The 12,997-nt window shown below is 73.3% G+C and carries 11 protein-coding genes; 5 read left to right on the top strand and 6 right to left on the bottom strand.

The genetic code is table 11. The features are described 5' to 3' along the window. The first annotated feature begins 47 nt into the window (after positions 1–47). Positions 48–1,538: a vWA domain-containing protein gene (locus OO52_RS33115; protein ID WP_030650616.1), complete on the top strand. Its 1,491-nt coding sequence runs from the start codon at positions 48–50 to the stop codon at positions 1,536–1,538. Positions 1,539–1,644: 106 nt separating this feature from the next. Continuing rightward, positions 1,645–3,567, top strand: coding sequence for an AMP-dependent synthetase/ligase (locus OO52_RS33110; protein ID WP_030650614.1), 1,923 nt, complete (start codon positions 1,645–1,647; stop codon positions 3,565–3,567). A 72-nt stretch (positions 3,568–3,639) separates the two neighbouring features. Here the strand turns inward: OO52_RS33110 and OO52_RS33105 are convergent, their stop codons facing one another. Next, a complete protein-coding gene (locus OO52_RS33105) occupies positions 3,640–4,044 on the bottom strand; it encodes a rodlin (RefSeq protein WP_030650611.1) in 405 nt (134 codons plus the stop codon). Positions 4,045–4,291: 247 nt separating this feature from the next. On the opposite strand from OO52_RS33105, the gene OO52_RS33100 reads away from it, so the two are divergent. From OO52_RS33100 to OO52_RS33090, 3 genes are all read left to right on the top strand, one after another. Next, the gene (locus OO52_RS33100) at positions 4,292–4,690 is read left to right on the top strand and encodes a rodlin (protein ID WP_030650609.1); all 399 of its coding nucleotides are present in this window, start codon (positions 4,292–4,294) and stop codon (positions 4,688–4,690) included. Positions 4,691–4,926: 236 nt separating this feature from the next. Beyond that, positions 4,927–5,169 carry a chaplin gene (locus OO52_RS33095; protein ID WP_030650608.1) on the top strand — a complete coding sequence of 81 codons (243 nt, stop codon included), beginning with the start codon at positions 4,927–4,929 and terminating at the stop codon, positions 5,167–5,169. Positions 5,170–6,387: 1,218 nt separating this feature from the next. Then, the gene (locus tag OO52_RS33090; protein WP_030650606.1) at positions 6,388–7,686 is read left to right on the top strand and encodes a glycoside hydrolase family 26 protein; all 1,299 of its coding nucleotides are present in this window, start codon (positions 6,388–6,390) and stop codon (positions 7,684–7,686) included. Positions 7,687–7,700: 14 nt separating this feature from the next. On the opposite strand, the gene OO52_RS33085 is transcribed toward OO52_RS33090, so the two are convergent. The 5 genes from OO52_RS33085 to murJ form a co-directional block, all read right to left on the bottom strand. Continuing rightward, entirely contained in the window at positions 7,701–8,840 is a 1,140-nt protein-coding gene (locus OO52_RS33085) for a GNAT family N-acetyltransferase (protein ID WP_037630006.1), read from the bottom strand. Then, positions 8,837–9,484, bottom strand: a complete 648-nt coding sequence (locus OO52_RS33080; protein ID WP_030650602.1) for a hypothetical protein — start codon at positions 9,482–9,484, stop codon at positions 8,837–8,839. Before OO52_RS33080 ends, OO52_RS33085 begins: the two co-directional genes overlap by 4 nt. Beyond that, positions 9,481–10,638, bottom strand: a complete 1,158-nt coding sequence (locus OO52_RS33075) for a glycosyltransferase (protein ID WP_030650599.1) — start codon at positions 10,636–10,638, stop codon at positions 9,481–9,483. Before OO52_RS33075 ends, OO52_RS33080 begins: the two co-directional genes overlap by 4 nt. Continuing rightward, a complete protein-coding gene (locus OO52_RS33070; protein WP_037630024.1) occupies positions 10,635–11,327 on the bottom strand; it encodes a polysaccharide deacetylase family protein in 693 nt (230 codons plus the stop codon). Before OO52_RS33070 ends, OO52_RS33075 begins: the two co-directional genes overlap by 4 nt. A gap of 52 nt (positions 11,328–11,379) precedes the next feature. After that, positions 11,380–12,997: murein biosynthesis integral membrane protein MurJ (murJ, locus tag OO52_RS33065; RefSeq protein ID WP_037671050.1), on the bottom strand; the 1,618-nt coding region annotated here is incomplete at its 5' end.

Raw genomic sequence — 12,997 nt, 5'->3', positions numbered from 1 at the left:
CAGCGGACGCACATGTCCGACGCCAACCGGCTGACGGGGAGGACCAGATGGAGCGGTACGGGGATCACCGGATACGGCGGGCACGGCGGGCGCTGCTCGCGCTCACGGCGGCGGGCGGACTGCTGCTGACGGCCTGCAGCGGGGGCGGCGCCGCGCGGACGGCCGACGGCAAGGCCCGCGGCGGCGGGCCCGACGCGGTGCGGGAGGACGCCGGCGGCCGGCTGTCCACCTTCGCGCTGGACGTCGACACCGCGTCCTACGCCTACGCCCGCCGCACCCTCGCCGAAGGCCGCAGGCCCGATCCGCGGACCGTGCGGCCCGAGGAGTTCGTCAACAGCTTCCGCCAGGACTACCGGCGGCCCGACGGCAATGGCTTCACGGTCACCGTCGACGGCGCCCGCACCGGCGAGCCGGACTGGTCCCTGGTCCGGGTCGGCCTCGCCACCCGGCCCGCCGCGCCGGACGCGCACCGCCCGCCCGCCGCGCTCACCTTCGTCATCGACATCTCCGGCTCCATGGGCGAACCCGGTCGCCTGGACCTCGCCCAGCACGCCCTGACCACCCTGACGGACCGGCTGCGCGACGACGACTCCGTCGCCCTGGTCACCTTCAGCGAGGACGCCGAGACCGTGCTGCCGATGACCCGGCTGGGCGGCCACCGCGGCACGGTCCGCGACGCCATCGACAGCCTGGAGGCCGAGAATTCCACCAACCTCGGCGCGGGTGTCGAGGAGGGCTACGCCACCGCCGTGGAGGGCGCCCGCAAGGGGGCCACCAACCGGGTCGTCCTCGTCTCCGACGCCCTCGCCAACACGGGCGAGACCAGCGCGGACGCGATCCTGCGCCGGATCGACGACGCCCGCCGGGAACACGGCATCACCCTCTTCGGCGTCGGCGTCGGCAGCACGTACGGCGACTCCCTCATGGAGCGCCTCGCCGACCGGGGTGACGGCCACACCGTGTACGTCTCCGATCCCGGCGAGGCCGACAAGGTCTTCGCCGGTCAGCTCCCGCGCAACATCGAGCTGACCGCCCGGGACGCGAAGGCCCAGGTCGCTTTCGACCCGCACACCGTCATCGACTTCCGCCTCATCGGCTACGACGACCGCAAGGTCGCCGACGAGGACTTCCGCGACGACCGGGTCGACGGCGGCGAGGTCGGCCCCGGCCACACCGTCACCGCCCTGTACGCCGTCCACACCCGGCACGGTGCCCGCGGTCACCTCGCCACGGCCACCGTCCGCTGGCTCGACCCTGAGACCCGCGACCCGCACGAGGCGTCGGGCGCCTTGGAGACCGGGGCCCTGGCCGGCTCGGTCTGGCGGGCGAGCCCCCGCTTCCAGGTCACCGCGGTCGCCGCGTACTTCGCCGACGCCCTGCGCACCGGTTCCTCGGACCGCCCGGCCCTCCCCGGCGCCCCCAGCCTGACCGGCCTCGCCCGCAGGGCAGCCGGGCTGGCCGTCACCACCGAGGACACCGACGTACGCGGCCTCGCCGACGCCCTCCGCCAGGCCGGCGGCACCGAGCCCGTGGAGTGAACGCCGAACGGTCCCTGCGGGCCCCATTGACCTTTCCTTACTTGTGAGTAAGTTTACCCTTCAGTAAGAACCTTGGGCAGGCCACGCACCGCCACCGGGAGCCGTCATGGGCGTACGCAGGGATCTGAAACGGGCACGGCAGCGCACCGATCTCGCGGACCGCGCAGCGGTGGAGATCGTCCGGGACGCCACGGGCGCGGTCCGCGAGGTGCGCGCAGCCCCCCTGGCTCCTCCGCTCACCTCCGGTTCCCTGGCCGACCTGCCGTTCACGCACGCGGCCGAGACCCCCGACGCGGTGCTGCTGCGCCGCCGTGACCGCGGCGGCGCCTGGCACCCGGTCACGGCGGCCGCCTTCGCCGCCGAGGTCGCCGCCGTCGCCAAGGGGCTCATCGCCGCCGGGCTCGAACCCGGCGGCAGGGTCGCCGTGATGTCCCGCACCCGCTACGAGTGGACCGTCCTGGACTTCGCGATCTGGGCGGCCGGCGGCCAGTCCGTGCCGGTCTACCCGACCTCCTCCGCCGAGCAGGTCGAGTGGATCGTCCGCGACTCCGGCGCCCGGTTCGTCGTCACCGAGACCGCCGCGAACGCGGCCACCGTCACCACCGGCACGGCCGGCCACGCGCACCCACCCCGGCTGTGGCAACTCGACGCGGACGCCCTCGCCGACCTCACCGTCCTCGGCCGGGACCTGCCCGACGACGAACTCGCCAAGCGGCGCGGGGCGCTCGGCCCCGACACCATCGCCACCCTCTGCTACACCTCCGGCACCACCGGACGGCCCAAGGGGTGCGTCCTCACCCACGCCAACCTGCACGCCGAGGCCGCGGGCACCGTCGAGCTGCTGCACCCGGTCTTCCAGGCCGTCACCGGCCAGGCCGCCTCCACCCTGCTCTTCCTGCCGCTCGCCCACATCCTCGGCCGCACCCTCCAGCTCGCCTGCCTGCTGGCCCGCATCGAGACCGGCCACTTCCCGAGCGTGAGACCCGACGAACTGCGGCCCGCGCTCAAGGAGTTCCGGCCCACCTTCCTGGTCGGGGTGCCGTACCTCTTCGAGAAGATCCACGACACCGGACGGGCCACCGCGGAGAAACTCGGCCGGGCCGCCTCCTTCGACCGCGCCGAACGCGTCGCCGTCCGCTTCGGCGAGGCCCACCTGCGGAAGTTCCTCGGCACCGGCAAGGGCCCGGGACCCGGTCTCCACGCCGCCTGGGCGCTGTACGACCTGCTGGTCTACCGCCGCATCCGCAAGGAGCTGGGCGGCCGGATGCGGTACGCCATCAGCGGCGGCTCCCCGCTGGACCGCGACCTCAACCTGTTCTTCCTCGCGGCCGGCATCGTCGTCTACGAGGGCTACGGCCTGACCGAGACCAGTGCCGCCGCCACGATCGTGCCCCCGCTCGGCCCCCGCCCCGGCACGGTCGGCCGGCCGGTGCCCGGCGTCGCCGTGCGCCTCGCCGACGACGGGGAGGTGCTGATCAAGGGCGGGGTGGTCTTCGCGTCGTACTGGAACGATCCGGCCGCCACCGACGCCGTACTGGACGACGGCTGGTTCGCGACCGGTGACCTCGGCGCGCTGGACGACGACGGCTACCTCAGCATCACCGGCCGCAAGAAGGACATCCTCGTCACCTCCGGCGGCAAGAACGTCTCGCCGGCCGTCCTGGAGGACCGGCTGCGCAGCCGCTCACCCGTCGGCCAGTGCCTGGTCGTTGGCGACAACCGGCCCTTCGTCGCCGCCCTGATCACCCTCGATCCGGAGGCGGTCGCCCACTGGCTGTCCGTGCGGAAGCTGCCACCGGACACCCCGCTGTCCACGCTGGTCCGTGACGAGCGGCTGCGCGCCGAGGTGCAGAAGGCGGTCGACCACGCCAACGAGGCGGTCTCCCGCGCCGAGTCGATCCGCGCGTTCGCGCTGGTCGAGGGGGAGTTCACCGAGGAGAACGGGCTGCTGACCCCGTCGCTGAAGGTCAGGCGGCACGCGGTGACGGCGGCGTACGCGAAGCAGATCGAGGCGCTGTACCAGCGCTGACACGCCGACGGGGGCCGTGGAAACGCCGGAGCGGGCCGCCGAGGACTCGGCGGCCCGCTCCATGGACCGGGATCAGCGACCGGACTCGGAGTTCTCGGACAGGATCGACACGTCCTCCAGCAGGTGCGCCAGCGCGCCGTCGCGCTTGACGTTCGAGGAGTTCTCGGTGCACTGCTGCTGCATGTGGTCCGACAGGATCGGAACATCCTGGAGCGCGCCGCCGATGGCCGCGTCGACGGAGGCCGGAAGGTCGTTCACCGCGATGCACGGCTTGTTGAAAGAGCCCTGGATCAGGGCGATCTGCGGGCTCATGCTCCCGTACGTGGCCGAGTTGCCGTAGTTCTGCCATCCCGCGTTGCCGTTCGCGACGGTCGGGCCGTCGTCGTTCCCGAGTGCCAGCGCCTGCGGTGCCGCGGCGGCGGAGGCGCCCATGGCGGAAGCGGCGACGGCCGCAGTGGCAACAATCTTCTTGATCACTGGCCAGTCCTTTCTGAGGAAACCCCGTCCACCGGAGCGCACTGGTCAACTCCGCGGACCCTTCGTGGTTTCTCCCGTTCACTCCGTCGGCCGATGCGGTGGGCTGGTGGTGTGCTTTTCGGATTGATGGCTTCTCGTCACCCCCCAGGGCATTGCGCTCCAACCGAGTGAATCAGCGGAACCATTCCCGATGCGCCGGGTTGATGAGGCCGTAGGGCATGCGTCGTTACGAGGAAAGGAACGCGAAGTGCTCAAGAAGGCAATGGTCGCCGCCGCGACCGCCGCTTCTGTCGTGGGAATGGCGGTGGCGGCCGCGCCGCAGGCGCTTGCCATCGGCAACGACGACGGGCCGACCGTCGCGAACGGGAACGGAGCCGTGTCGTCGTTCGGCAACTCGGCGACGAAGGGCAACATGAGCCCGCAGCTCTCCCTGGTGCAGGGCTCGCTCAACAAGCCGTGCGTCGGTGTCCAGGACGTCGACGTCGCTGTCGACGCGGCCATCGGCGGCACGGTCCAGGACATCCCGGTCCTGTCGGACCACCTGCAGCAGCAGTGCTCCGACAATTCCACGAACGCGAAGCGTGACGGCGGGCTCTCCCATGTCCTGGAGGACTTGTCGGTCCTCTCGGCCAACGGCGAGAGCTGAGCCGATCTGTCGGCCCGGGCCGTCCGCTGCACCGACTGCGGGCCGCCCGGGCTCTTTTCGTGAGAACGGTGGGCGGGAAAGCGCGTGAGACAGGGGTGCGATCGGGTGATTCTCGGGGTTTTCGCGTTCTGTGGCCTTCCGATGTGTCTATCTCTCGTTCCGTGCCGCGACCGTTCACGTCGTGCTCACACGGTTCTGGCCGTCATTGGGGCATGACCCCAGAGAAGGGAACATCCATGAAGAAGACCGTTGCTGTCATTACGGGTGCCATTCTGGCCCTGGGGCTGGCCGGACCCGCTTTCGCCGACTCCGGGGCCAATGGTGCCGCCACGAACTCCCCGGGTTTCGTGTCCGGAAACGTCGTCCAGGTCCCGATCCACATTCCGATCAACATCTGCGGCAACACGGTCAACATCATCGGTCTGCTGAACCCGGCGGCCGGCAACACCTGCATCAACGGCGACGTCCACAAGAAGTGACGACGCGACACTAGGCACCAGCCTCCCGGCTGCGGACTGGCCGGCCCCGGACCGCCGATCCGTCGATTCCGCGTTCCGGGGCCGGCCTTCCCCTGGCCGCGGTCGTGGCCGGCGTGCTGTCCGGGGGCGACATCCAGCCCCCGCGAACCTCCCGGTCAACGTCTGCGGCAACTCGGTCGGCGCGGCCGCGGCGCCGAACCCGCGATGCCCCGCCGACTCGGGGAACGACGGCTCGGGCAGTCCGGGCCACGGTGGTTCGGGGGTTCCCGCGCACAGCGGCTCGACGGACTCGGGTCATGGAGGTGCGGAGAACTCGGGTCACGCCGGCACGGACGGTTCTGGGTACGGCCGTTCGCAGGACTCCGGGTACGGTGGCTCGACGGACTCGGGGTTCGGTGACTCAGGCGGCCCCGGATACGGCGGCTCTGACCACTCCGGCGGACGGCCCGGTTTCGACGGCGACCACTCCACGCCTCCTTCCGACGGCAAGAGGGCCTCTCCTCCGTACGGCGGAGAGGAGACCCCCGCCCCCCTACGGCGGAGGTGAGAGCACGCCCCCTGGTGGTGGCCACAGCACGCCTCCCGGTGGCGGGCACACCACAGCACCGAGCGGTGGCGCGGCCACGTCCCCGGTCACACCCCGTCGCCCGGCCGTGGGGGACGGGGAGTCCCCCGGGCGGCCGCCCACGCTGCCGCACACCGGTGGTGCCGGCCCGGCGACGGCCGTCGGCGCCACCCTGATCGCCGCCGGGGCGATCCTGTACCGACGAGGCCGTTCCGCCTTCCGCCGTCAGCGCACAGGGCGCCGGACCCAGCACCCGGCACCTGGGCGCACCCGCCGCTTTGCCGTTCCCCTCCCGCCGTGCACCTCGCGCTCCCGTGCCCGGCGTGCGGCGGCTCCGCGCATCTCGCCGCCCCCGGCCCTCGCGGCCGGTCACTTGCCTCGCCCACGCCTCGCAGGCTGCGGCATGTCCCCGCACCCTGCGCCTCATCACTCCGACACCCGCCGTGTTAGGCCACCTCCCAGCGCGCAGGTACCGGTCCCACTCCGACCGCGGCCCGACTGCCCGTGCAGTGTGCGCCCATTCACCCGTGCGGGGGTTCGGCAGGCCGAAAGCGATATGCGTACCGGCATCAGTCGTATTGATATGACTGCGCGCCGGTTGCCGGATGACGCGACGCCGCGACATCGAGTGGCGAGTGCAGAAGGGAGCGGGCATGGCTCCGCAACAGCGCAGGGCCCGGGCCGGGTGGCCGGCCACCGTCGTCGCGGCGGCACTCTTCGTGTCGGCCACCCTGGCGGCCGGCCCAGGGCTCGCGGTGGACCACCCGGGACCGTCGGGGGCCGCCGTCCCGGTCACTCCCGTCCCGACGACTCCGGCGACGACCCCGGCAGCGCCGTCTCCTCCGCTCCTTCCACCAACTCCCACGTCGGCCATGCCTCCCGCCCCTCTCCTCCCGACGCCGTCGCAGACCCCCGTGCCTACCGGCTCCGGCCGCCCCGTTGCGGACTTCGGGGCGTTTCTCGACTCCGGGCCGCGCGGCGTCACTCGCATGGCCGAGTTGAGTCACTGGCTCGGCGGGACCGAGTTGAAGGTCGCCCACACCTATCTGCCCGGGGGGCGCTGGCGCGACATCGAGGGGGAGCCCGGCTTCCTGGACGTATGGGCGCAGTGGCGGCGTGAGAAGGCGGACCGGACGCTCGTCCTCAATGTGCCGATGCAGGAGCGCAACGAGGAGAACCTCTCGGACGTCCAGGTGCGCTGGTTGCTGCGGCAGGCGGCGGACGGCGCGTTCGACCATCACTTCAGGACCCTGGCCGAGCGGCTGGTGGAGCTGAAGGTGCCGGACACGGTGATCGTGCTGGGCTGGGAGATGAACGGCACCACCTACACCCACCGCTGCGGACCGGACCCTGCGGCCTGGAAGACGTACTGGAACAGGATCGTCGCCACCATGCGCTCGGTGCCGGGGCAGGACTTCCGGTTCGACTTCACGCCGAGCCGTGGCCGGGACGCCGTGCCGTGGACGGAGTGCTATCCCGGGGACGCCACGGTCGACATCATCGGCATGGACGCCTACGACCAGCCCAGCGGACTGTCGTTCGACGAACAGGTCACCGAGCCCTACGGCCTCCAGCAGCACGTGGATTTCGCCCGAGCCCACGGCAAGGCCATCTCCTACCCGGAATGGGGGCTCTTCCGCAACGGTGACAACGCCGAGTACATGCGGCGCATGCTCGCCTGGATCGACGAGCACAAACCGCTGTACAACACGCTGACCGACTACTGCCCGCACGGCGTGTGGCAGTGCTCGGCCAACCCCCGTTCGTCCCGGATCTACCAGGCCGCCCTCTACGGCCGCACCGAGCAGCCGGCCCAGGTGCCCACGCCGACTCCGGCGCCCGCACTCGAGCCGGCGCCCACCACCGGACCCCCGGACCGCTGCCCGCCTCCGGCCCTGGGCGACTGGGTCGAGTACTGGCTCGGCGAGCGACTCTGCATCCCCTTCGACTGACGGACGCGGAGCCGTCAGCGCTGGGCCTGCTCCCGCCACCGGAGCAGCACTTCCCTGCCCCGCTGCCGGGCGTTCGCGTCGCACAGCGCGGCCATCAGCACCGGGGCGGTCCGCCACCGGGCCATGAGCAGCCGTCTGTTGACGACCTGTTCGGGCCGCCAGTGCCGCTTGTACGGCTCGTCGCCGCGCAGCAGACTCAGCGCGCGGGGCTCGCTGCCGCCGGTGTACTCGGCGCAGGCGTCCAGCAGCATCACCGCCACGTCCACCTTCCGTTCGCGCAGGCCCGGATGGGCGCCGTACAGGTAGCCGCCGGCCAGGCTGCCCGAAACGAGGGTCAGATCGACGGCCACCACCTCGTCGTCGATCCGGAACTCGGTGACCACCGCGTTCCCCGAACGCACCATCGGGCCGACGGCGCGCACCAGATGCTCCCGGAACCGGGGCCGAAGGTGTTCGCTCGTCACCTTCCGGTCCTGCCATTGCAGCCGGTGCAGTTCCAGCAGTCGGCCGATCGCCGCGTCCACCTCGTCCGGGCCTGCCGCCCGCCGCTGGACACCCAGCGCGGTCAGCCTGCGCAGCTTCGCCCGCGCCCGCTGGCCGGATTTCCCCGAGGGCAGCCGGGCGATCAGCTCGTTCATGGGTACGCCGGGCAGTTCCAGGCACAGCGAGTCGTCCACCGTGCGGCGAGGCCCGCGCCAGCGGTCGTAGATCCGCTCCACCGCACCGCCCGGGCGTACCTCGCGGAAGTCGATCAGCGCCGTACCCGCCGCGACCGTGAGCGCTTCGGTGAGCGCGCCCGCCGCCCGCCCGTTGTCGTCGTCGTCCAGCAGCACGTCGGCGTAGTCGGAGATCGTCCCGCCGAGCGGTACCAGCGCCGGCAGCGGCCGGAACACCAGCATCAGGGGCGCGGCGGCCACCAGTTCCCGCCCGGCGTGTACGACCAGCAGCCGAAGCCGCCCGGGCAGGCCGTACGACAGCCACCACGAGTACAGCCAGGCGTGGCTCTGGAACGGCGTCGCGGCGGCGCACCGCGCGAAGAGCCGCCCCCAGGCGGGGGCCAGCGCGGCGAACCTCGCCTCGTCGGTGACGAGTTCGCTGATCAGTCCCGTGGCACGGGCGGGGCGCGTGGTGCCCGCCGGGTACGTGGAGATCACCGCTGGCCGTGTACGTCGGCGGCGACGGCCGGACCGGGCACCGAGGGCGACCGAGTGATCTCCTCGTGCGCACGCCGCTTCGGGCGTACCAGCAGCATGAGGGCGCCGAGCAGCCCGCCCGCGCTCGCGCCGACCAGTCCGGTCACCGCAGGGGACGGTGAGCTGGGCGCGCTGGGCTTCCCCGCGCGGGAGAACTGCAGCAGCCCGACGTGGGTGGCGGCCTTGGTGGTGTCGGCGTGGCGGATGAGCGCGCGGGCGACGGCGTTGGCCATGTCGGCGGCCTGCTCCGGGTGGACGGAGGTGGCGGAGACGGCGACCATGGGGGCGTCCGGCGATGTCGCCGTGCGCACGCTGTCGCGCAGGGTGCGCACCGGAACCCCGGCCCACACCTGGGCGTCGCCCAGCACCGCCACCTGGGTGGCGACCCGGCCGTAGGCCTGTGCGAAGCCGAGCGCGGTGGCGGTGTCGGTCCGCTCCCCGGGGACGGCGACGACATAGCTGGTCGCCGTGTACTCCGGGGACTTCAGGACGCCGTACCCGCCGCCCAGCAGGCCGCCCGCCAGGACACCGGCCGCCACCAGCGACCAGGGTGGGAGCGCCCGGAGGCGGGACGTTCTGCGGTGCGGGACGTGGTTCTCGGTCATGACGGGCTGACTCCCTCGATGGATCGGGACGGGGGGACCGTGCGGGTGAACGCCGCCGTGTAGACATCCATGAGCCGGGCGGCGCTGCGGGTGATGCAGTAGTGGCGGGCGGCCTCGGGGGCGGTGCGCGGGCCGGGCCCGGCGGCGCGGACCTCGGCGAGCGCGCGGGCGTAGGCACCGGCGTCGCACGGGACCCGCACCGCGTCCGGGGCGGCCCCGGGCGGCAGATCGTCCAGGGCGGGGCAGGAGGCGTACCGCACCGGCAGGCCGGCCGCCAGCGCCTCCACGACCGCGAGGCCGAACGCCTCCTCGGGGGAGGGCGCCGCGAGTACGTCCATCGCCGAGGCCAGCGCGGGCAGCCCCGGCCCGGACGAGCCGTCGGGCAGGTACGGCCGCTCCCCGGCGAACAGCACCCGCCCGGCGACCCCGGCCGCGTGCGCGGCCCGCCGCAGCGCGGGCTCCTCCGGGCCGCCGCCGACCAGCAGCAGCCTGCAGTCGGCGGGGAGGCGGGCGAGGGCCTGGACCAGGACGTCGAAGCGTTTGCCGGGGACGAGCCGGCCGATGCCCCCGATGACGAACGCGTCGGCGGGCAGCCCGAGCCGGTCGCGGGTGCGCCGGCGGGCGTCCGGGTCGAAGGCGAACCGCGCCAGGTCGATGCCGTTGGGCACCACCGCGATGCGCGGCTCGGGCACCCCCCAGCGGGCGAGCCGGACGGCGACCGTGGGGGAGACGGCGACGGTGGACCGGCCCAGCCGCTCGCCCAGCAGGTACAGCGCGCGGACCCCCGCGGTGAGCGGCCGGCCCTCCAGCTGCGAGTCGCCGAGGGAGTGTTCCGTGGCGACGACCGCGCGGACCCCGGCCAGCCGGGCGGCGATCCGGCCGTACAGGCAGGCCCGGTACAGATGGGTGTGCACGAGGTCGTACCGGCCGCGCCGGATGTGCCGGGCCAGCCGGGGCAGCGCGGCCAGATCGCGGTTCCCGGCCATGCCGAGGTGGGTCACCCGGACCCCGTCGGCCGCCAGCCCGTCGGCCACCGGCCCGGGGTTGGTCAGCGTCACCACCTCGCACGCGACCGGCAGGTGCCGTAGCAGCAGCCGCAGTTGCTGCTCCGCGCCGCCCACGCCGAGCCCGGTGATGATGTGCAGGGCCCTCACCGCAGCCCCTCGACGGGCCGCCGGCGCAACCGGTGCAGCCGGTACTTCAGGAACAGGCGCACGGCGGTGTCGTCCTGCCCGATGTAGACGCGCGGCAGGACGTACGGGCCGGTCAGCTCACCGGGGTCGATGGCGCATGCGTAGGTGTAACCGGCCTCCCGTACGGCCTCCACGGCACGGCGGTCGACCGTGCCGTACGGATAGCAGAAGCCGGTGACCGGGGTGCCGGTCAGCTCCTCCAGCGCCGCCCGGCTCTCGGCGGTCTCGGCCTTCAGCACGATGTCGTCGGCCCGGGTGAGGTCGACGTGGGTGAGGCCGTGTGAGCCGATCTCCACGCCCGCGGCGGCGGCCCGCCGGATGCCGTCGGCGGTCAGCAGCGGCTTGCGCGGGCCGAGGGGGTCCCAGGCGTTGTCGCCACCGAGCCGGCCGGGCAGCACGAACAGGGTCGCCGTACACCCCCAGCCGTCCAGCAGCGGCAGGGCGTTGTCGAGGAAGTCGGCGTACCCGTCGTCGAAGGTGAGCGCCACCAGGCCGCGCCCCTCACCCCGGGCCCGGGCGGCGAGCAGCTCGGCGACCGACACCCCGCGCAGCCCCCGCCGGCGCAGCCAGCGCAACTGCCGCTCCAGCCGGTCCGGGCTGACCGTGATGTGGTACGGGTCGTCGGAGCAGTCGCCGACCGAGTGGTACATGGCGATCCACGGGACCGGGCCGGGGGCGAGGTGCCGGGTGGGGGCCGGGGACTCAACGAAGGACGGCATGAGCGAGCTTTCGGGTGAGGGTGCGTACGGAACGGAGTGCGGATGCGAAGCCCTGGGCGTCCAGGGCCCGGCCGAGCAGGAGGAACACGACGGTCACCGTGGCGCCGCCGGCGGCCAGCCCGGCGAGCGGGGCCGACGGCAGCCTCCCCACGAACCCGCCGACCACGGTGGCCACCACCGCCGCCCGCAGCGGCCGGCTCAGCTCGTGCAGCACCGGCCCGGTTCTGATGGGTACGCTGCGGCGCTGCATCCCGGCGAGGAGCAGGAGGGCGGTGAGGGTGATGCCGGTGGCGTTGGCGGCGGCGATCCCGGTGACCCCCCAGGAACCGAGCGTCCACGCGCCGACCCAGGAGGTCGCGACGATGCCCGCGGTCATCGCGGCCAACGGGTACCAGGCAGCGCGCCCCGCCGAGAAGTAGGAGCGGACCAGGACGCCGGTCAGGGTCTGGCCGAGCAGGCCGATCGCGTACACCCGCATCACGCCGGCGGTCGCCGCGGTGTCCTGGGCCGTGAACGCACCCCGCTGGAACAGCAACTCGATGAGCTGCGGTGCGCAGGCCACGACCGCGGCCGTACCGAGCAGCACGAGGCAGCCGGCCAGCGCCAGATCCTGCTCCACCCGGTTCCGGGCCCGCTCGGTGTCGCCGTCGGCCAGCGCCCGCGCCACCACCGGGAAGGTGACCGTGCACAGCATCATGGAGAGCGTCATCGGGATCTGCGCGACCTTCTGCGCGTAGTTCAGGTGCGAGATGGCTCCGGCGGGCAGCTCGGAGGCGAGGAACCGCTCGATCAGCACCTGCGATTGCCGGCACAGCGCGAACAACAGCACCGTGGCCAGCAGCGGCACGTCCAGCGGCTGCGCCGCGGCGGCGGCTCCGGCCTGCGTCCCGCTGATCCGACGGCGGCGCAACTGCCTTACCAGGGAGGGAAGCTGGACCGCCACCATCAGACAGCCGCCGGCCGCCACCCCGATCGCGGCCGACCGCACGCCCCACCGGCCGCCGAGCGTGTACATCGCCGTGATGATGCCGACGTTGTACGCGAGGTAGATCGCGGCCGGTGCCAGGAAGCGGCGGTGGGCCCTGAGGGCCGCGCTGGCGTACCCGGCGAGGCCGAAGCTGAGCACGCACGTCGCGGTGAGCCGGGTGCAGTCCACGGCGAGAGCGGGGTCGGGCAGGCCCGGGGCGAGCGCGGTGACGAACTGCGGCGCGGCCACCGCGAGCAGCGCCCCGACCGCCGTGAATCCCAGGGCCAGCCGGGGCAGGGTGCCGGCCACCAGCGACCGCACGGGATCCCCCGGGGCGCCTCGCGCGCGGCGGGCCAGGGCCATGCTGAACGCCGGGATCAGCGCGAAGGCCAGCCCGTCCTCGATCAGCAGCGTGGCCGCGAACTCCGGCACGGTCCACGCGACCAGGAAGGCGTCCGTGTCCGGCCCGGCCCCGAACAGCCGGGCCAGTGACTGGTCCCGCACCAGCCCGAGCAGCGCCGCGGCGATGGAGAGGGAGGCGGTGACGAGGGTGGCGTGAGCGAGGAAACGCCGGGTGGGTGGGGCGTGTTCACGGCCCGGGGGGGTGGGGGCCGGAGGGGGGAGAGGCGGCTGG

It is taken from the genome of Streptomyces flaveolus (assembly GCF_000716535.1).
GTDB lineage: Bacteria > Actinomycetota > Actinomycetes > Streptomycetales > Streptomycetaceae > Streptomyces > Streptomyces flaveolus_A.
Note: the sequence above shows the minus strand (reverse complement) of the source record. Positions and strands in the feature narration are given on the sequence as shown.

Bases quoted from the DNA above. Each gene is read 5' to 3' on its own strand.
- OO52_RS33115 (WP_030650616.1), top strand. From the start codon at position 48: ATGGAGCGGTACGGGGATCACCGGATACGGCGGGCACGGCGGGCGCTG.
- OO52_RS33110 (WP_030650614.1), top strand. From the start codon at position 1,645: ATGGGCGTACGCAGGGATCTGAAACGGGCACGGCAGCGCACCGATCTC.
- OO52_RS33095 (WP_030650608.1), top strand. From the start codon at position 4,927: ATGAAGAAGACCGTTGCTGTCATTACGGGTGCCATTCTGGCCCTGGGG.
- OO52_RS33090 (WP_030650606.1), top strand. From the start codon at position 6,388: ATGGCTCCGCAACAGCGCAGGGCCCGGGCCGGGTGGCCGGCCACCGTC.
- OO52_RS33080 (WP_030650602.1), bottom strand. From the start codon at position 9,484: ATGACCGAGAACCACGTCCCGCACCGCAGAACGTCCCGCCTCCGGGCG.
- OO52_RS33070 (WP_037630024.1), bottom strand. From the start codon at position 11,327: ATGTACCACTCGGTCGGCGACTGCTCCGACGACCCGTACCACATCACG.